Raw genomic sequence first — 17,912 nt, 5'->3', positions numbered from 1 at the left:
AGCGCAGTCTATTTTTAGTTTTGTTACATAAGTTAGGAGGATGGGAAATGAATATCCATGAATACCAGGGAAAAGAAGTCCTCAGAAAATACGGAGTGTCTGTTCCTGAAGGTAAAGTGGCTTTTACAGCAGAAGAAGCAGTTGAAAGAGCGGAGGGCTTATCAAGCTCGGTTTATGTCGTAAAGGCGCAAATTCATGCTGGCGGTCGAGGCAAAGCTGGCGGGGTAAAGATTGCGAAATCAAAAGAAGAAGTAAAAGCGTATGCCGAGGAGCTGTTAGGGAAGACGCTCGTTACGCATCAAACAGGTCCGGACGGCCAAGTAATAAAACGCTTACTTATTGAAGAAGGATGCGACATTAAGAAGGAATACTATGTCGGTCTCGTGCTTGACCGCGCTACTTCAAGAATCGTACTGATGGCGTCTGAAGAAGGCGGAACGGAGATTGAAGAAGTAGCAGAGAAAACACCGGAAAAAATCAAGAAAGTCGTTATTGATCCGGCTGTCGGACTGCAAGGCTATCAAGCGAGAGAAATCGCATTTTCTATTAATATACCAAAGGAGCTTGTCGGACAAGCTGCTAAATTTATGCTGGGGTTATATAAAGCATTTGTAGAGAAAGACTGTTCAATTGCTGAAATTAATCCGCTTGTTGTGACAGGCGACGGAAAAGTAATGGCGCTTGATGCGAAATTAAACTTTGACAGCAATGCACTATATAGACAAAAAGATATTATGGAATATAGAGATTTGGACGAAGAGGATCCAAAGGAAATTGAAGCTTCTAAATACGATTTAAGCTACATTTCTCTGGATGGAAATATCGGCTGCATGGTAAACGGCGCCGGCCTTGCGATGTCCACAATGGATATCATTAAACATTACGGCGGAGATCCTGCCAACTTCCTTGACGTGGGAGGCGGCGCAACTGCTGAAAAAGTAACGGAAGCATTCAAAATCATTCTTTCCGACCAAAATGTAAAAGGAATTTTTGTCAACATTTTCGGAGGCATTATGAAATGTGACGTCATTGCGGAAGGGGTTGTTGAAGCGACGAAACAAGTCGGTTTAACATTGCCGCTTGTCGTCCGTCTTGAAGGCACAAACGTAGATCTAGGGAAGAAAATCCTTAGTGAATCAGGTTTGAATATTACATCTGCGGAGTCTATGGCTGACGGGGCGCAGAAAATCGTATCTTTAGTATAGGAAAGCATGAAAGGCAGGGGACCAAATAATGAGTGTATTTGTAAATAAAGATACAAGAGTTATTGTACAAGGGATTACAGGTTCTACCGCTTTGTTTCATACGAAGCAAATGCTTGAATACGGAACAAACATTGTAGGCGGTGTAACACCTGGAAAAGGCGGAACTGAAGCAGAAGGAGTGCCTGTGTTCAATACAGTGGCTGATGCTGTCCACACGACTGGTGCCAACGCATCTGTTATTTATGTGCCTGCGGCGTTCGCTGCTGATGCAATCATGGAAGCCGTTGATGCTGAGCTTGATCTTGTCATTTGTATTACCGAGCATATTCCGGTATTAGATATGGTGAAAGTGAAACGCTTTATGGAAGGAAAGAAAACAAGATTAATAGGACCAAACTGTCCGGGCGTCATTACACCTGAAGAATGTAAAATCGGCATCATGCCTGGATATATCCATAAAAAAGGCCATGTAGGCGTTGTCTCTCGCTCTGGAACATTAACATATGAAGCGGTTCATCAGCTTTCAGAAGCGGGTGTAGGACAGTCTACAGCTGTCGGAATCGGGGGCGACCCGGTTAATGGAACGAATTTCATTGATGTCTTAAAAGCATTTAACGAAGACCCTGAGACCCACGCTGTGATTATGATCGGCGAAATCGGCGGAACAGCTGAAGAGGAAGCGGCAGAATGGGTAAAAGCTAATATGACTAAACCTGTTGTCGGATTTATCGGCGGAAAAACCGCACCTCCGGGAAAACGCATGGGACATGCCGGCGCGATCATTTCCGGCGGAAAAGGAACAGCGGATGAAAAGATTAAAACGCTGAATGCCTGCGGAATCGAAGTTGCGGAAACGCCTTCCGTCATGGGAGAAACGCTCATCAAGGTTCTAAAAGAAAAAGGTTTATTTGAAACTTGTAAAACTCACTAATAACAAAGGGGACAGCTGTTAAGGCTGTTCCTGCTTTTTATGCCAAAAGGAGGTTGTTGGTTTGGACCAGGCGTCTGCCTGTTTACTCATTTGCAGCATCAACCGTTTATTATCCCCGTCTCTTCTATTAAAATGGTGGAAGGCTGATCCGTCTCTTTCTTTTAAGACTGACCCGCACCCAATACACGCCATCACTTCCGGTAAAATAAAAGCCGCCGCACTTAAAACTCAAATAGAGAAAGAATATGATAAGCTTCAAGAACAGCTGTCTGACTATCAACGGCGAGGTATCAAAGTCATTCCGATCACTTCACATCAATACCCGTCATGGCTGAAAACGATCTATGATCCGCCTCCCGTTTTGTTTGCCAAAGGGAATGAGAACCTGCTTATAAAAGGCCGGAAAATTGGAATGGTAGGTACGCGAAATCCTACCGAATATGGCAAAAAAGCAGTTTTTCATCTTACAAAAGAGCTTGCAGGCAACCAGTGGATCATTGTCAGCGGACTCGCGGCCGGAATAGACGGTTTGTCCCATAGAGCCTGCATCAGGGCAAAAGGGTATACAATCGGTGTCATAGCAGGCGGTTTTCATCATATATATCCCCGAGAAAATCAGCAGTTAGCAGAATACATGGCGAAGTATCATTTGCTGCTGTCAGAACATCCACCGGAAACAAAACCCCGAAAATGGCATTTTCCCATGAGAAACCGTTTAATAAGCGGATTGTCCGAAGGCATAGTGGTAGTGCAAGGCAAAGAAAAAAGCGGTTCGTTAATCACTGCCTATCAAGCGCTTGACCAGGGCAGGGAGGTGTTTGCCGTGCCCGGTTCTATATTTGATCCATACTCCGGAGGACCTATAAAACTCATTCAAGAAGGGGCGAAATCTGTACAGTCCGCTGAGGATATTTACAGTGAGTTATCGGAAGGAAACGTTCAATATACGGAACCCTTTTAGAAATATCGTTTGACAAACCGTATTGTAATATTTAATAATAGTGAGGATTTAAAGTTGCATATTGTTTTTCATGTTTAAAATGACGTTCACGATAAAGAATGAAATATTGAAAGCCATATAAAGGCAGCTTCAAAAATGAAATGAAATATACTTGAAAAGAGAGAGAACACCTCTTGAGGGGGATGAAAATGTCTGATTATCTAGTCATCGTAGAATCGCCCGCTAAGGCGAAAACGATTGAACGTTATTTAGGTAAGAAATACAAAGTCAAAGCTTCAATGGGACATGTCCGGGATCTGCCTAAAAGCCAAATGGGCGTTGACATAGAACAAAACTTTGAACCCAAATATATAACGATACGAGGAAAAGGGCCTGTTTTAAAAGAATTAAAAACGGCTGCCAAAAAAGCTAAGAAAGTCTATCTCGCGGCTGACCCCGACAGAGAAGGGGAAGCGATTGCATGGCATCTAGCCCACAGTCTTGATCTGGACCTCAACTCCGATTGCCGGGTAGTTTTTAACGAGATCACCAAGGACGCTATTAAGGAGTCATTTAAGCATCCCCGGATGATTAATATGGACCTTGTTGATGCTCAGCAGGCGAGAAGAATTCTAGACAGGCTGGTCGGATACAAAATCAGCCCGATTTTATGGAAAAAAGTCAAAAAAGGACTCAGTGCGGGCCGGGTGCAATCCGTTGCACTTCGTTTAATCATTGACCGTGAAAAAGAAATCAATGAATTTAAGCCTGAAGAGTATTGGACGATTGACGGCTCTTTCTTAAAGGGGCAAGAAACATTTGAAGCAAGCTTCTTCGGTAAAGGCGGCAAAAAGCATCCTCTGAAAAGCGAAGCAGACGTGAAAGAAATTCTTTCTCAGCTTAAAGGCAACAAATATACAGTTGAGAAAGTGACCAAAAAGGAACGGAAGCGCAATCCTGCCCTGCCGTTTACTACTTCCACCCTACAGCAGGAAGCAGCGCGCAAACTCAATTTCAGAGCCAAGAAAACGATGATGATTGCACAGCAATTATATGAAGGAATTGATCTTGGCAAAGAAGGAACGGTCGGGCTGATTACGTATATGAGAACGGATTCAACCCGTATCTCTAACACAGCCGTGGAAGAAGCGGCAGCCTTTATTGACCAGACGTACGGAAAAGAGTTTTTAGGCGGAAAGCGCAAACCGGCGAAAAAGAATGAAAATGCCCAGGATGCCCACGAAGCAATCCGGCCCACTTCTATTCTCCGGAAGCCGAATGAATTAAAAACTGTTCTTGGCAGAGATCAGCTCAGACTGTATAAATTAATCTGGGAACGCTTTGTCGCCAGTCAAATGGCATCTGCCGTATTGGATACAATGAGCGTTGATCTTGAAAACAACGGATTGACATTTCGGGCAACCGGGAGTAAGGTCAAGTTTTCCGGGTTTATGAAGGTCTATGTAGAAGGAAAAGACGATCAGCTTGAAGAAAAAGACCGCATGCTGCCTGATTTACAGGAAGGGGACACGGTCTTATCTAAAGATATCGAACCCGAACAGCATTTTACTCAGCCGCCTCCGCGATACACTGAGGCCCGCTTAGTCAAAACGCTTGAAGAATTAGGCATCGGCCGTCCGTCTACCTACGCTCCGACGCTTGACACAATCCAGCGACGCGGTTATGTCGGATTGGATAACAAACGGTTTGTGCCGACTGAACTTGGGCAGATTGTTCTTGAGCTCATCATGGAATTTTTCCCTGAAATCATAAACGTAGAGTTTACGGCGAGAATGGAACAAGACCTCGATAATGTTGAAGACGGCAACACCGAGTGGGTGCAAATCATTGACAGCTTCTATACCGACTTTGAAAAACGGGTTAAAAAAGCAGAAGCTGAAATGAAAGAAGTTGAGATTGAGCCCGAATATGCCGGCGAAGATTGTGAACTATGCTCTTCACCTATGGTATATAAAATGGGTCGCTACGGTAAATTTTTAGCCTGCTCAAACTTCCCTGACTGCCGAAACACAAAACCGATTGTTAAACAAATCGGAGTGAAGTGTCCTAAGTGTGAAGAAGGAAATATTGTTGAACGAAAATCGAAAAAGAAACGGGTTTTTTACGGCTGTGACCGTTATCCACAATGCGACTTTGTATCATGGGATAAACCAATTGAACGAAAATGTCCGAAATGCGGAAAAATGCTTGTTGAGAAAAAACTCAAAAAAGGCATACAAGTTCAATGCGTGGAATGCGATTATAAGGAAGAACCACAAAAGTAGCGGTGAGCAGGTCTTGCTCACCTTCTTTGTGTGTTAAAAGAAGAACTTGAATAATAAACTAGGAGATGTGAAAAGATGAACCAACATACAGTAAACGTCATAGGGGCGGGGCTTGCCGGAAGTGAAGCGGCATGGCAGCTGGCTAAGCGCGGCATCCAGGTGAAACTATATGAAATGCGTCCAGTGAAACAAACGGCTGCACACCATACAGATAAATTTGCAGAGCTGGTGTGCAGCAACTCTTTACGCTCCAATACGCTGGCTAATGCTGTCGGTGTGTTAAAAGAAGAAATGCGGGCGCTCGATTCAGCGATTATCGCTGCGGCCGATGAGTGTTCAGTACCAGCCGGCGGCGCTCTAGCCGTGGACCGTCATGAATTCGCGGCAAGCGTAACAAATCGGGTGAAAAACCATCCGAACGTGACGGTAATGAATGAAGAAGTAACTGAAATACCTGCAGGACCTACTATTATTGCGACAGGGCCGTTAACTTCTGAAGCGCTGTCCGCACAATTGAAAGAGCTTACGGGCGAGGAGTATTTATACTTTTACGATGCGGCTGCGCCTATTCTTGAAAAAGACAGCCTTGATATGGATAAGGTGTATCTTAAATCCCGTTATGACAAAGGGGAAGCGGCCTATTTAAACTGCCCGATGACAGAAGAAGAGTTTGACCGTTTCTATGAAGCTTTGACGACGGCAGAGACCGTTCCATTGAAAGAGTTTGAAAAAGAGATTTTCTTTGAAGGATGCATGCCGATAGAAGTAATGGCCAAAAGAGGCAAAAAAACGATGCTGTTCGGACCGATGAAACCGGTCGGACTGGAGCACCCGGAAACGGGAAAACGGCCTTACGCAGTCGTTCAGCTCAGACAGGATGATGCAGCAGGCACTCTTTACAATATTGTAGGATTTCAGACACATTTAAAATGGGGCGACCAAAAGGAAGTGCTGAAATTAATCCCGGGACTTGAAAATGTGGAAATTGTCAGATACGGCGTAATGCACAGAAATACATTCATTAACTCACCGAGCCTCCTAGAGCCTACCTATCAGTTTAAGAACCGCAGCGATTTATTCTTCGCGGGCCAGATGACTGGTGTAGAAGGCTATGTCGAATCAGCGGCATCAGGTCTTGTGGCCGGCATTAATGCTGCAAAACTCGTTTTGGAACAGGAACTTGTGACATTCCCGCAGGAAACAGCGATCGGCAGTATGGCACACTATATTACAACGACCAACCAAAAGAACTTCCAGCCGATGAATGCAAATTTTGGGCTTTTAAAAGAATTGCCTGTTAGAATTAAAAATAAGAAAGAACGCAATGAAGAGTATGCGAAACGGGCAATTGAGACTATTCAAACTATTTCGAAAACGATATAGGTATTCGTTGCAACTTGAACGCGTTATGTGATACCATTTAAAAGCCCTTCCTGGGGAGGTATTATCATGGAAAATGTTAAGAATTTTTTAAAGTTATTCGTTGAATATTTACAAATCGAAAAAAATTATTCACAATATACTATTGTGAATTATGTTGATTCAATCGAAGAATTTGAGACATTCTTGCGTGTTCAAAGAATAAATGGATTTGAAGAAGCTGCTTATCATGATACAAGAATTTTTTTGACAGAAGCCTATGAAAAAGGATTATCAAGAAGAACGATCAGCAAAAAAATCTCGGCTTTGAGAAGCTTTTACAAATTTTTGATGAGAGAAAAGCTTGTTGAGGAAAATCCGTTTCAGCTTGTCCATCTGCCGAAACAAGAGAAACGGATACCGAAATTTCTTTACCAAAAAGAGCTTGAAGAGCTATTTGCGGTTTCAGACACAAGCCTGCCGACCGGCCAGCGGGATCAGGCATTATTAGAGCTCCTCTATGCGACTGGTATGAGGGTCAGTGAATGCAGCTCCTTAACTGTGGACGGGGTTGATTTATTTATGGACACAGTTCTCGTTCACGGAAAAGGGAAAAAGCAGCGTTATATTCCCTTTGGGTCTTATGCCCATGAAGCGCTGGAGCTATATGTAAACAGCGGAAGGCAGCGCCTGCTTGAAAAGGCGAAGGAATCTCATGATGTTTTATTTGTGAATCAAAGAGGCGGGCCGCTTACAGTCCGCGGTGTCAGATATATTTTAAGCGGGCTTGTGAAAAAGGCGTCCGGCACTTTACATATACATCCGCATATGCTTCGTCATACATTTGCCACTCATCTGTTAAATGAAGGCGCAGATTTAAGAAGCGTCCAAGAGTTACTCGGGCACTCCAACCTGTCGTCAACACAGATATATACGCATGTATCGAAGGAAATGTTGAGAAACACATATATGTCTCACCACCCAAGAGCTTTTAAGGAAAAATAAAGGAGGCCCTCTAATGTCATCTTTTCATGCGACTACGATATTTGCCGTACAGCACAATGGAAAAAGCGCAATGTCCGGTGACGGACAGGTTACATTTGGTCAGGCCGTTGTCATGAAACATACGGCGAGAAAAGTAAGGAAGCTGTTCAACGGCAAGGTTCTTGCAGGTTTTGCGGGATCTGTTGCAGACGCTTTCACCCTCTTTGAGATGTTTGAGGCAAAGCTTGAGGAATACAATGGGAATCTGAAACGCGCTTCCGTGGAGCTTGCAAAAGAATGGCGCAGTGATAAAGTTCTTCGCAAACTGGAGGCCATGCTGATTGTAATGAATCAAGATACCTTGCTTCTTGTATCTGGAACGGGTGAAGTGATTGAGCCGGATGACGGTATTTTGGCGATCGGTTCCGGCGGTAATTACGCTCTTGCCGCGGGAAGAGCATTGAAAAAGCATGCGGGCGAAAGCCTGTCTGCAAGAGAGATTGCTCAGGCAGCACTAGAAACTGCGGGCGAGATTTGTGTATATACGAACGATCAAATCATACTGGAAGAACTTGAATAGAAAGGACTTGAAGCACATGGAAAAAAAACCGTTAACACCAAGACAAATTGTAGATCGGTTAGATCAGTACATTGTCGGACAGCATGATGCAAAAAAAGCTGTCGCCGTGGCATTAAGAAACCGCTATAGACGAAGTCTTCTGGATGAAAAGCTGAAAGATGAGATCGTACCCAAGAACATTTTGATGATGGGACCTACCGGAGTGGGGAAAACAGAGATCGCCAGACGAATCGCAAAGCTCGTCGGTGCGCCATTTATAAAAATTGAAGCAACAAAATTTACTGAAGTCGGATATGTAGGCAGAGATGTAGAGTCAATGGTCAGAGACCTTGTTGAAACGTCCGTCCGGCTTATAAAAGAAGAAAAAATCAACGACGTGAAAGACCAGGCTGAAGAAAATGCCAATAAGCGCATCGTCAGTCTGCTGGTTCCCGGAAAGAAAAAGCAATCCGGCGTGAAAAATCCGTTTGAGATGCTCTTTGGCGGCAATCAGCCAAATGGGGACGAGGAGAGCGACAGCCAGGAAGAAGCAAGTATTGAAGAAAAGAGAAAACGTATGGCGCATCAGCTGGCACTGGGAGAGCTTGAAGACCACTACATCACGGTAGAAGTCGAAGAACAGCAGCCATCCATGTTTGATATGCTGCAAGGCTCGGGTATGGAGCAAATGGGCATGAATATGCAGGATGCCCTTAGCAGCATGATGCCGAAGAAAAAGAAACGCCGCAAAATGACAGTCAGAGAAGCAAGAAAAGTCCTGACAAATGAAGAAGCAAGCAAACTGATTGATATGGATGAGGTCGGCCAGGAAGCAGTGCTGAGAGCTGAACAGGGCGGAATCATCTTTATTGATGAGATTGATAAAATTGCAAAAAACGGAGGAGCTTCATCTTCTGCTGATGTATCAAGAGAAGGCGTTCAGCGGGATATCCTTCCAATTGTCGAAGGATCTACAGTCGTCACAAAGTACGGTTCAGTGAAAACCGATCATGTCTTGTTTATTGCAGCGGGAGCGTTCCATATGGCGAAACCGTCTGACTTGATCCCTGAGCTGCAGGGGCGTTTTCCGATTCGTGTAGAATTGAGCAAGCTTACTGTAGACGATTTCGTGAAAATTTTGGTTGAACCTGATAACGCCCTTCTGAAACAATATCAAGCTTTATTGCAAACAGAAGGTATATCTCTTGAATTTTCTGACGAAGCTATTCGTAAGATTGCCGAGGTAGCTTATCATGTTAACCAGGACACGGATAATATCGGTGCAAGGAGGCTTCACACGATACTTGAGCGTCTTTTGGAAGAGCTCTCGTTTGAAGCGCCTGATGTAACGATGGAAAAGATTACAATTACCCCGCAATATGTTGAAGATAAGCTCGGCACCATTGCAAATAACAAAGACTTAAGTCAATTTATATTGTGAAAATTTAATAAGAGGAATTTTAGGAGGATCATTTATTATGGCTTTATTACAAAAAACAAGAATTATTAATTCCATGCTTCAAGCAGCGGCAGGGAAACCGGTAAACTTTAAAGAAATGGCGGAAACACTTCGGGATGTTATTGATTCAAATATTTTCGTCGTAAGCCGCAGAGGAAAGCTGTTAGGTTATTCTATTAATCAGCAAATCGAGAACGACCGTATGAAAAAAATGCTTGAAGACCGTCAGTTCCCGGAAGAATACACAAAAAACCTATTTAATATTCCGGAGACTTCTTCTAATCTGGATATTAACAGTGAGTACACAGCGTTTCCAGTCGAAAACAGAGATCTGTTCCAAGCTGGTTTGACAACAATTGTACCAATTATCGGAGGCGGAGAAAGACTTGGAACGCTTATTCTTTCACGCTTGCAGGATCAATTTGAGGATGATGATCTGATTCTTGCTGAATACGGAGCGACCGTTGTAGGAATGGAAATCCTCAGAGAAAAAGCAGAAGAAATTGAAGAAGAAGCACGCAGCAAAGCTGTAGTTCAAATGGCGATCAGTTCTCTTTCTTACAGTGAACTTGAAGCGATTGAGCACATCTTTGAAGAACTTGACGGAAACGAAGGCCTGCTTGTGGCGAGTAAAATTGCAGACCGCGTCGGCATTACCCGCTCCGTGATTGTCAATGCACTCAGAAAGCTGGAAAGTGCCGGTGTCATCGAATCGAGATCACTCGGAATGAAGGGCACTTATATTAAAGTCCTTAACAACAAGTTCTTGATTGAATTAGAAAACCTAAAATCTCATTAATTTTTAAAAAAAGAGGCAGAATCCTATGAAAAAGGGTTCTGCTTCTTTTTTTGCAGGCAGTAAATCTTTAAGCTGAATGTCCTGGGCGAAAAGTCATTCTGCCAATAATTGCAGTTTGAAGTTGATTTTTCCTATTTTATCTGAGATAATCCATCTCAGTTTGAATTTTGTAAAAAGCCCGAAAACATAAGGAGAGATCACTGAAAAGCATCTATTTTCTGGCTTATATCAGAGGGAAAAACCTAGTTCAAATATTCTAGGACTAAATACCTAGTTATAAAATAGATATATATGAGGACTTTTTTTTACCCTAACTTCATAGACTTTAAGCCTGTTATTTCTTACAATAAGCATATGGTTTTACAAATCTCGACAAGGATATTTAGTGAAAAAACAACTGAATTGGAGGTAAGTGGATTTGGACTTATTTTCTGGAACTATACAAAATCTTGAAAATGCCTTGGGGAGAGCGAATGTTAAGCAAAAAGTCATAACTAACAATATTGCTAATATAGATACACCGAACTATAAGGCCAAAAAAGTCTCTTTCCAAAATTTGTTGAATCAGGAATCTTCTCGTCTCGAATCGGTAAAAACAGACTATCGACATGTTGACTTTTCGGACGCGGGGACGAATGGTTCAATTGTTGCAAACTCGAACACTGCTTATCAGCAAAACGGAAACAATGTAGACATTGATAAAGAGATGACAGATTTAGCAGAAAATCAAATTAACTATCAAGCATTGGTTGAAAGAATGAGCGGAAAGTTCAATTCTCTGAAAACGGTGTTAACAGGAGGAAAATAATGACTGCATTTCAAAGTTTAAATGTTTCTGGCTCTGCTTTAACCGCTCAGCGTGTCCGTATGGATGTCGTATCATCTAACTTGGCAAATATGGATACGACAAGAGCCAAACAGGTTGATGGTGAATGGGTGCCTTACAGGCGGAAGCTGGTTTCTCTTCAGTCAAACGGTGAGTCGTTTTCATCTATACTACATTCTAGAATGAGCAGCGGGGATGCGGGAAACGGCGTCAAGGTAACTAAGATTACAGAAGACGACTCAGACTTTAATCTGGTATATGATCCGACAAATCCAGATGCAAATGAGGAAGGTTACGTGCAAAAGCCAAATGTCGACCCTTTAAAGGAAATGGTTGACCTCGTAAGCAGCACAAGATCGTATGAAGCAAACGTTACTGCAATGAATGCATCAAAGGGCATGCTGCTAAAAGCTTTAGAAATCGGAAAGTAAGGTGATGAATGTGGTTAATACAATTTCTCCGTTCCAAGTTCAAAATACACAAAGCACTCAACCTGTAACTAGTCAAATAAATAATAGCCAAAAAACAGACTCTTCAAACCAAACAAGCTTCTCGGAGCTTTTAAAAAACTCTATTAGTTCGTTAAATGAGTCCCAAGTACAATCTGACAATTTCACAAACGCACTGGCCGCGGGAAAGGATGTTAATCTTGACGAGGTCATGATCGCTGCTCAAAAAGCAAGCATCTCCCTGACTGCCGCGACAGAATTCCGCAATAAAGCGGTGGAAGCCTACCAGGAGATCATGAGAATGCAAATGTAGGGGGTCTGATTGAATAGAATGAGTGGAATGACCGGGGGTTAACATGAATCGTACTCTAATGCAATTAAAAAACAAAACGAATGAGTTTTGGAACAATAGATCAAAAACACAGAAAGTATTAATGATCAGCAGTTTTGCCGCAATTATCATTCTTATAACTGTCATCAGCATATTTTCTTCTTCAGAGAAGATGGTGCCTATTTACAAGGATTTGTCAGCAGAAGAAGCCGGCCAAATTAAAGAAGAACTGGATGCGAAAAAAGTTCCATCAGAGCTGTCGGATGGCGGAACAGTGATTAAGGTTCCCGAAAAGCAGGTGGACACGCTGAAAGTGCAGCTTGCTGCAGAGGGACTTCCTAAAACCGGTTCAATAGATTATTCTTTTTTCGGACAGAATGCCGGGTTTGGATTAACTGACAACGAGTTTGATATGTTAAAAGTTGAAGCGACACAAACGGAATTATCAAACCTGATCAACGAAATGAAAGGCATCAAAAACTCAAAAGTAATGATAAATCTGCCGAAAGACGCTGTCTTTGTAGGTGAGGAGCAATCAACAGCTTCCGCTTCAATCGTCTTGCAGATGAATCCTGGCTATACGCTTGACCAAAGCCAAGTCAACGGCTTGTATCATTTGGTTTCAAAGAGTGTGCCGAACTTAAAAGAGGATAACATCGTCATCATGGACCAGAATTCTACATACTACGACAAAAGCAACGGCGATGCCGGGTCCTATGCCGATAGCTATTCTTCCCAGCAGGGAATTAAAACACAAGTTGAAAAAGATATCCAAAAGCATGTTCAAATGCTGTTAGGAACAATGATGGGACAGGATAAAGTCGTTGTGTCTGTTACAACGGATATCGACTTTACAAAAGAAAACCGCACAGAGGATTTGGTAGAGCCTGTCGATAAGGAAAACATGGAAGGTATAGCGGTCAGCGCGGAAAAAGTAGCTGAAACCTATCAGGGTGACAACGCGGCTAACGGAGGGACAGCCGGAACGGGTGATGAAGATACGACCGGTTATGCTCAAACTGATGAAAATTCCGAAAACGGAAATTATGACAAAAGCAGTAATAAAATCAATTACGAAGTCAATCGAATTCACAAAGAGATTGCAGAAAGCCCGTACAAAGTCAAAGATTTAGGGATTCAGGTCATGGTAGAACCGCCTGATGCAAAAAATACAGCATCCCTTTCAACTGAAAGACAGGATGATATTCAAAAGATACTTGCAACGGTAGTGAGAACTTCTATTGACAAGGATTCACAAGATCAAGAGCTTACCGATGAAGAAATCAATAATAAAATCGTGCTGTCCGTTCAGCCGTTTGATGGAAAAGTGAGCTTGGATACGGCTTCTGAAAAATCGTCAGGTCTGCCGATTTGGGTATACATCGCAGGAGGCGTTCTGCTTGCGGCGATTATTGTCCTTATCATTATGCTTGTGAGGAAGAAACGATCAAATGAGGATGAATATGAAGAATGGACGTATGAAACGCCTCAGGAGCCAATCAATTTACCTGATATCAATGAAGAGGAAAGTGAAACAGAAGAAACAGTCAGACGGAAACAGCTTGAAAAAATGGCGAAGGATAAGCCTGAAGATTTTGCGAAACTGCTGCGCAGCTGGCTGACAGAGGATTAGGAGGGATTAGAAATGGCGAGACGTGATCAAGACAGGCTTACAGGAAAACAAAAAGCGGCCATTCTCATGATTTCCTTAGGATTAGATGTGTCAGCTTCGGTGTACAAGCATTTATCTGAAGAAGAAATAGAGAGACTGACTTTGGAAATTTCAGGGGTCAGAAGTGTGGATCATTCAAAAAAAGATGAGATTATTGAAGAATTTCATAATATCGCAATCGCTCAGGATTACATTTCTCAGGGCGGTTTAAGCTATGCAAGACAAGTTCTTGAAAAAGCGCTTGGAGAAGATAAAGCGGAAAATATCTTAAACAGACTGACATCTTCTTTGCAAGTTAAACCGTTTGATTTTGCCAGAAAAGCAGAGCCGGAGCAAATTTTAAATTTTATCCAGCAAGAGCATCCGCAAACCATGGCGCTGATTTTATCCTATCTGGACCCTGTGCAGGCCGGACAAATTTTATCCGAGCTTAATCCGGAGGTGCAGGCCGAAGTAGCGAGAAGGATTGCGGTGATGGACAGAACTTCACCTGAAATCATTAATGAGGTAGAACGGGTGCTTGAACAAAAATTATCCTCTGCCTTTACGCAAGATTATACACAAACCGGCGGAATTGAAGCCGTAGTCGAAGTGCTTAACGGAGTGGACCGTGGGACAGAGAAGACGATCCTGGATTCATTAGAGATACAGGATCCGGATCTGGCAGACGAGATCAAAAAACGGATGTTTGTGTTCGAGGATATTGTTACGCTTGATAACCGTGCAATTCAGCGAGTCATTCGCGATGTGGAAAATGACGATCTTCTGCTTTCCTTGAAAGTTGCAAGCGAAGAAGTCAAAGATATTGTATTCAGCAATATGTCACAGCGTATGGTTGAAACGTTTAAAGAAGAAATGGAATTTATGGGTCCTGTACGTTTACGTGATGTCGAAGAAGCTCAATCAAGAATTGTAGGCATCGTCAGAAAGCTTGAAGAAGCAGGTGAAATTGTAATAGCGAGAGGCGGAGGGGACGATATTATTGTCTAATGTTATTAAACAAGAATCATCTATTTCCCCAGAAAAGGAAAGAAGAAAACTCTCTTTGCAAGAAGTTCGTCTGAAAAAAATCGATCTTGAACCGCATGCAGAAGTAAAGCCGGAAGCCCTTATAGCGCGGGCCAAAGCAGAAGCTGACCGAATGTCAGAACAGGCAGCCACCCAAGTGGAAAATATCCGCCGCCAAATTGAACAGGAAAAAAACAATTGGGCAAACGAAAGGCAGCTTCTGGTTGAGGAAGCGAAACAAGACGGCTTCGAACAAGGCGTAGAGCTTGGAAAAGCAGAAGCTTTACAGCAATACGCGGGGCTGATTAATCAGGCGAATGATATTGCCAAAATGTCTAGAAAAGATCTGGAGGATAAGCTGGAAAGTGCATCTGAAGAGATTGTAGAGCTCGCTGTTGCTCTGGCTAAAAAAGTCTGGCAACAAAAAGCTGATGACAAAGAGGCGTTCGTTCTGCTTGTCAAACAAGTTATCAATGAAGTGAAGGATTACGATGACATTTCGATATATGTTGACCCTCATTATTATGAGACAGTGTATCAGCATAAAGACGAAATTCAGCAGCTTCTTCATAAAGAGTGCAGATTGGGCTTATATGCAGATGATAAAGCGGCTGAGGGTTCCTGTTATATAGAAACGCCATTTGGCCGGGTGGACGCAAGCGTTGATACCCAGCTGATGCAATTAAAGCATAAACTTTTGACGGCGCTGGAAGCAGGTGCAGATGAATGAAGACACAGCATCTGATAGATTGTGTCGAAATGTCGGATTCATATAAGCGATACGGAAAGGTCAAACGGGTCATCGGACTGATGATTGAATCAAAAGGGCCTGAGAGTTCGATAGGTGACGTGTGCCTCATTCATCCGAAGGGGTCGTCAGATAAAGTGATCAAAGCCGAGGTCGTCGGCTTTCAGGATGAGAATATTCTCTTAATGCCTTATCTGGAAGCAGCAAGCATTTCGCCTGGCAGCATCGTCGAAGCTACCGGAGAATCGCTCAGGATAAAAGTAGGCGCAGGTCTCATCGGACAGGTTATTGACGCATTTGGCGAACCGCTGGACGGGAAGCTGCTGCCGAAAGGGCTTTCGCCGGTATCGACGGATCAGGCGCCGCCCAATCCGATGAAGCGGCCGCCGATTCGGGAGAAAATGGCTGTCGGAGTCAGGTCGATTGACAGTTTATTGACGGTAGGCAAAGGCCAAAGGATCGGCATTTTTGCAGGCAGCGGTGTCGGAAAAAGCACGCTGATGGGAATGATCGCAAAGCAAACGGAAGCAGACCTGAACGTCATCGCCCTTGTCGGTGAACGCGGGAGAGAAGTCCGTGAATTTATTGAGAAGGACCTTGGCCCAGAAGGACTGAAACGTTCAATTGTTGTGGTTGCTACCTCAGATCAGCCTGCATTAATGAGGCTCAAGGCCGCTTATACAGCAACGGCGATAGCTGAATATTTCCGCGATAAAGGACAAAATGTCATGTTCATGATGGATTCAGTCACGAGGGTGGCAATGGCGCAGCGGGAGATTGGGCTGGCGGCAGGAGAGCCGCCGACGACAAAAGGATATACACCTTCCGTGTTCGCTATTTTACCCCGTCTTTTAGAAAGAACCGGCGCAAATGAACAAGGAACGATCACAGCTTTTTATACCGTTTTAGTTGATGGAGACGATATGAATGAACCTATAGCTGACACAGTCCGCGGGATTTTAGACGGACATATCGTATTAGACAGGGCTCTGGCGAATAAAGGGCAGTTTCCGGCGGTAAACGTACTAAAAAGCATCAGCCGCGTCATGTCGAATATATCAGCACCGCACCATTTAGACGCAGCCAACAAATTCCGAGAGCTTCTGTCAACCTATCAAAACTCAGAAGATCTGATAAACATCGGAGCATATAAAAGAGGATCTTCCCGAGAAATTGATGAAGCCATACAGTTTTACCCGCAGCTCATACAATTTCTAAAACAAGGAACAGAAGAATCCTCAACTTTAGAAGAAAGCGTTGCTGCATTAACCAGCCTGACAGGAAAAGGGGAATAACCGTGGCTTATCAATTTAGGTTCCAAAAGCTGCTGGAATTAAAAGAGAATGAAAAAGATCAATCATTGTCGGAGTATCAAAAATCGGTTTCTGAATTTGAAACAGTTGCAGAGAAGCTATATGAGAATATGAGCAAAAAAGAGCAGCTGGAGAAAAATAAAGAAACCAAGCTTAAAAGCGGTATGAGTGTCCAAGAAATGAGACATTACCAGCAATTCGTCACTAACCTAGAGAACACCATATATCATTATCAAAAACTTGTGATGATTAAAAGAAACCAAATGAATGAGAAGCAAAACGTTCTGACAGAAAAAAATATAGAAGTAAAGAAATTCGAAAAAATGCGTGAAAAACAGTTTAAAATGTTTGCTCTTGAAGACAAAGCTGCTGAGATGAAAGAAATGGACGATATCTCGATTAAGCAGTTTATGATTCAAGGCCATTAGGAGCGAATGTCATGTCGGACAAACAAAAAGAATCCGGTAAGTTTCGATCGATTCTGTTTATTGTCATCTTTCCGCTGATATTTTTGATTATAGCGGGGGCGGTTGTGCTGTGGGCAGCTGGCGTGGATATGATAAAGCCGATTCAGGAGGCAGCCGCCAAAACACCGATTCTTAAAGAATTGGTTCCCGAAACAGAAAACAGTAAAGAAACAGCCGCCAAACAAGAAGAAAGTAAAACAGCTGCACTTGAAAAGACCATCAAAGATCAAAAAAGCGAAATCAGTATATTAAACAAGGATTTAGACACAAGTAAAGCTGAAATAGACAGGCTTAACCAGAAAATTCGCTCCCTCGAAAAAACAGCGGAAAGCCAAAGTAAGGATGAGAAAAAAACATCCACAGCTGCTTCTGCAGAGAGTGACAAGGTCATCAGCATTTACAAAAGCATGGACAGCGGAAAGGCTGCGAAAATCATTGCACAATTAAAAGAGCAGGAAGCGCTGAAAATCTTGAATGGTTTAAGCAAAAAGCAGCTTGCAGACATTTTGACAAAAATGACTCCTGAGCAAGCGGCAAATTATACAGAAAAAATTGCCGCCGGTAAAGAGTAGGGGGA

At 43.0% G+C, this 17,912-nt stretch carries 18 protein-coding genes; all 18 read left to right on the top strand.

The annotated features are described in order from the left end of the window. Window positions 1–47: 47 nt before the first annotated feature. The 18 genes from sucC (at window position 48) to GXP75_RS01240 (ending at window position 17,907) form a co-directional block, all read left to right on the top strand. Complete coding sequence (gene sucC / locus GXP75_RS01325; protein WP_010788598.1) at window positions 48–1,205, top strand: ADP-forming succinate--CoA ligase subunit beta; 1,158 nt, start codon at window positions 48–50, stop codon at window positions 1,203–1,205. Between the two features lie 28 nt (window positions 1,206–1,233). Continuing rightward, on the top strand, window positions 1,234–2,136 hold the full coding sequence (gene sucD / locus GXP75_RS01320; RefSeq protein ID WP_003328958.1) for a succinate--CoA ligase subunit alpha: 903 nt from the start codon (window positions 1,234–1,236) through the stop codon (window positions 2,134–2,136). A gap of 61 nt (window positions 2,137–2,197) precedes the next feature. Then, complete coding sequence (gene dprA / locus GXP75_RS01315) at window positions 2,198–3,097, top strand: DNA-processing protein DprA (RefSeq protein ID WP_214914597.1); 900 nt, start codon at window positions 2,198–2,200, stop codon at window positions 3,095–3,097. Window positions 3,098–3,285: 188 nt separating this feature from the next. Continuing rightward, entirely contained in the window at window positions 3,286–5,361 is a 2,076-nt protein-coding gene (gene topA, locus GXP75_RS01310; RefSeq protein WP_214914594.1) for a type I DNA topoisomerase, read from the top strand. A gap of 75 nt (window positions 5,362–5,436) precedes the next feature. Beyond that, window positions 5,437–6,744, top strand: coding sequence for an FADH(2)-oxidizing methylenetetrahydrofolate--tRNA-(uracil(54)-C(5))-methyltransferase TrmFO (gene trmFO, locus GXP75_RS01305; RefSeq protein ID WP_061571556.1), 1,308 nt, complete (start codon window positions 5,437–5,439; stop codon window positions 6,742–6,744). A 66-nt stretch (window positions 6,745–6,810) separates the two neighbouring features. Continuing rightward, window positions 6,811–7,725 carry a tyrosine recombinase XerC gene (gene xerC / locus GXP75_RS01300; protein WP_010788602.1) on the top strand — a complete coding sequence of 305 codons (915 nt, stop codon included), beginning with the start codon at window positions 6,811–6,813 and terminating at the stop codon, window positions 7,723–7,725. Between the two features lie 13 nt (window positions 7,726–7,738). Further along, window positions 7,739–8,284 (top strand): ATP-dependent protease subunit ClpQ, encoded by a 546-nt coding sequence (gene clpQ / locus GXP75_RS01295; RefSeq protein WP_003328953.1) that lies wholly within the window; start codon window positions 7,739–7,741, stop codon window positions 8,282–8,284. 7 nt (window positions 8,285–8,291) lie between these two features. Next, window positions 8,292–9,704 carry an ATP-dependent protease ATPase subunit HslU gene (gene hslU, locus GXP75_RS01290; RefSeq protein WP_268517949.1) on the top strand — a complete coding sequence of 471 codons (1,413 nt, stop codon included), beginning with the start codon at window positions 8,292–8,294 and terminating at the stop codon, window positions 9,702–9,704. Window positions 9,705–9,741: 37 nt separating this feature from the next. Beyond that, complete coding sequence (codY, locus tag GXP75_RS01285) at window positions 9,742–10,521, top strand: GTP-sensing pleiotropic transcriptional regulator CodY (protein WP_003328951.1); 780 nt, start codon at window positions 9,742–9,744, stop codon at window positions 10,519–10,521. 418 nt (window positions 10,522–10,939) lie between these two features. Continuing rightward, window positions 10,940–11,329, top strand: a complete 390-nt coding sequence (flgB, locus tag GXP75_RS01280; RefSeq protein WP_214914588.1) for a flagellar basal body rod protein FlgB — start codon at window positions 10,940–10,942, stop codon at window positions 11,327–11,329. Then, window positions 11,329–11,778 (top strand): flagellar basal body rod protein FlgC, encoded by a 450-nt coding sequence (gene flgC / locus GXP75_RS01275; protein WP_061670771.1) that lies wholly within the window; start codon window positions 11,329–11,331, stop codon window positions 11,776–11,778. The genes flgB and flgC overlap by 1 nt, the downstream gene beginning before the upstream one ends. Before the next feature lie 10 nt (window positions 11,779–11,788). Continuing rightward, a complete protein-coding gene (fliE, locus tag GXP75_RS01270; protein ID WP_003328948.1) occupies window positions 11,789–12,109 on the top strand; it encodes a flagellar hook-basal body complex protein FliE in 321 nt (106 codons plus the stop codon). A gap of 43 nt (window positions 12,110–12,152) precedes the next feature. Next, entirely contained in the window at window positions 12,153–13,760 is a 1,608-nt protein-coding gene (gene fliF / locus GXP75_RS01265; RefSeq protein WP_242555989.1) for a flagellar basal-body MS-ring/collar protein FliF, read from the top strand. 12 nt (window positions 13,761–13,772) lie between these two features. Then, entirely contained in the window at window positions 13,773–14,789 is a 1,017-nt protein-coding gene (fliG, locus tag GXP75_RS01260; RefSeq protein WP_003328945.1) for a flagellar motor switch protein FliG, read from the top strand. After that, the gene (gene fliH, locus GXP75_RS01255; protein ID WP_150223847.1) at window positions 14,782–15,537 is read left to right on the top strand and encodes a flagellar assembly protein FliH; all 756 of its coding nucleotides are present in this window, start codon (window positions 14,782–14,784) and stop codon (window positions 15,535–15,537) included. The genes fliG and fliH overlap by 8 nt, the downstream gene beginning before the upstream one ends. After that, window positions 15,534–16,850, top strand: a complete 1,317-nt coding sequence (gene fliI / locus GXP75_RS01250) for a flagellar protein export ATPase FliI (protein WP_003328943.1) — start codon at window positions 15,534–15,536, stop codon at window positions 16,848–16,850. Before fliH ends, fliI begins: the two co-directional genes overlap by 4 nt. A 2-nt stretch (window positions 16,851–16,852) precedes the next feature. After that, entirely contained in the window at window positions 16,853–17,296 is a 444-nt protein-coding gene (gene fliJ, locus GXP75_RS01245; RefSeq protein ID WP_003328942.1) for a flagellar export protein FliJ, read from the top strand. 11 nt (window positions 17,297–17,307) lie between these two features. After that, window positions 17,308–17,907, top strand: coding sequence for a MotE family protein (locus GXP75_RS01240; RefSeq protein ID WP_061571563.1), 600 nt, complete (start codon window positions 17,308–17,310; stop codon window positions 17,905–17,907). Window positions 17,908–17,912 lie beyond the last annotated feature (5 nt).

This window comes from Bacillus sp. HU-1818 (genome assembly GCF_022695965.1).
GTDB classification, from domain to species: Bacteria; Bacillota; Bacilli; order Bacillales; family Bacillaceae; genus Bacillus; species Bacillus atrophaeus.
This window is presented reverse-complemented; position numbering and strand designations above follow the sequence as displayed.

What these genes read in the sequence shown, in the direction of transcription:
- xerC (WP_010788602.1), top strand. Translation starts at nt 6,811, where the DNA reads ATGGAAAATGTTAAGAATTTTTTAAAGTTATTCGTTGAATATTTACAA.
- flgC (WP_061670771.1), top strand. Translation starts at nt 11,329, where the DNA reads ATGACTGCATTTCAAAGTTTAAATGTTTCTGGCTCTGCTTTAACCGCT.
- topA (WP_214914594.1), top strand. Translation starts at nt 3,286, where the DNA reads ATGTCTGATTATCTAGTCATCGTAGAATCGCCCGCTAAGGCGAAAACG.
- trmFO (WP_061571556.1), top strand. Translation starts at nt 5,437, where the DNA reads ATGAACCAACATACAGTAAACGTCATAGGGGCGGGGCTTGCCGGAAGT.
- codY (WP_003328951.1), top strand. Translation starts at nt 9,742, where the DNA reads ATGGCTTTATTACAAAAAACAAGAATTATTAATTCCATGCTTCAAGCA.
- GXP75_RS01240 (WP_061571563.1), top strand. Translation starts at nt 17,308, where the DNA reads ATGTCGGACAAACAAAAAGAATCCGGTAAGTTTCGATCGATTCTGTTT.
- clpQ (WP_003328953.1), top strand. Translation starts at nt 7,739, where the DNA reads ATGTCATCTTTTCATGCGACTACGATATTTGCCGTACAGCACAATGGA.
- sucD (WP_003328958.1), top strand. Translation starts at nt 1,234, where the DNA reads ATGAGTGTATTTGTAAATAAAGATACAAGAGTTATTGTACAAGGGATT.
- fliI (WP_003328943.1), top strand. Translation starts at nt 15,534, where the DNA reads ATGAAGACACAGCATCTGATAGATTGTGTCGAAATGTCGGATTCATAT.
- sucC (WP_010788598.1), top strand. Translation starts at nt 48, where the DNA reads ATGAATATCCATGAATACCAGGGAAAAGAAGTCCTCAGAAAATACGGA.
- fliG (WP_003328945.1), top strand. Translation starts at nt 13,773, where the DNA reads ATGGCGAGACGTGATCAAGACAGGCTTACAGGAAAACAAAAAGCGGCC.
- fliF (WP_242555989.1), top strand. Translation starts at nt 12,153, where the DNA reads ATGAATCGTACTCTAATGCAATTAAAAAACAAAACGAATGAGTTTTGG.